Origin of the sequence: Sphingobacterium sp. IITKGP-BTPF85 (genome assembly GCF_001006065.1) — a bacterium.
GTDB classification, from domain to species: domain Bacteria; phylum Bacteroidota; class Bacteroidia; order Sphingobacteriales; family Sphingobacteriaceae; genus Sphingobacterium; species Sphingobacterium anhuiense.
This window is the reverse complement of the sequence record NZ_ASZT02000322.1, coordinates 1-944: the sequence shown is the minus strand read 5'-3', so window position 1 is coordinate 944 and position 944 is coordinate 1. Positions and strand designations below refer to the sequence as shown.

Annotated in this window: 1 protein-coding gene; it reads left to right on the top strand. The window is 41.7% G+C overall.

From position 1 onward, the window contains the following. Nucleotides 1–904 (top strand): hypothetical protein (locus L950_RS25440; RefSeq protein ID WP_231577862.1); only part of this gene is annotated, 904 nt, incomplete at its 5' end. Nucleotides 905–944 lie beyond the last annotated feature (40 nt).

The window sequence follows — 944 nt, the reverse complement described above, 5'->3', positions numbered from 1 at the left end:
ACAGTGCATGAAAAGTCGAAGCACCGTCGAGCAAAACCTGAGTGGAAGCAGAAAAAGGGGTCAAGACAGGGAAAAGAAAGTTAGTAAAAGTTTACTGGATGTGGCAAACAGTAAATTGAGGCATTTTCTGAGAGGTACCCGCTATATACCTGATTTTAAGATCCTTCGGACCTTGTTTTACCTCCGGCCGTCGTTGCACCGTATGTGCACCGTACCTCTCCCGTCCCTGCACCAGGAAAAGGACGGTGCAACTACGGTGCAAGTGCGGTGCAGTTACGGGGAAACTTACTACAAAGGTAAAAGAAGGTTAAAAGAAAGTCCGAACAAGATCCGAACCGATGGTTTTGCTTTTTTTATGATTTTCATAAAGAATGTACTTGCTAAAATCTTTCTTGATGTACGTTCAGTGTACGGTTTATTCACGAATGCCCTACTGAAAAGGTACCAAAAAGGTGCCGGGTATGTACTGGAGAGCTACCAAAAAGCTACTGGTGATAGAGGATTAGCAGTGCTTGGACTGGCTTGTGCTAGGCTAGTACGGGGATATGGTTGTTCATGTGTTCCCCAAGCGTACGTAATGCGTATGCTAAGTACTGATAGTGCGTTAGTAGTGCGTAAAACGGTACCCGTTTACGCACTACTAACGCACTATCAACGCTTTATCTATGCTTCATCCATACTTAATCCCTACACAAAAAGTGCTTTATTTAAAATAAGAAGATTTAAGCGATTCAATTTCTTTTATCAGGCATCTGAGTGGTTTGGCATTAATAATCTGTCTAATCGCTTAAAATGCTTTTCAAATCAAGTGCAAGAGAGTATAAGAGATGTTGTGAATGAACGTTTTGTGAATCGATTGCTAAAATCAAGGTTTTCTGTGGCATTGATCTTTTGTTGTGATTAGTCGGATCGGTATCCGCCAAAGTCAAGGGAAGCAAATTATG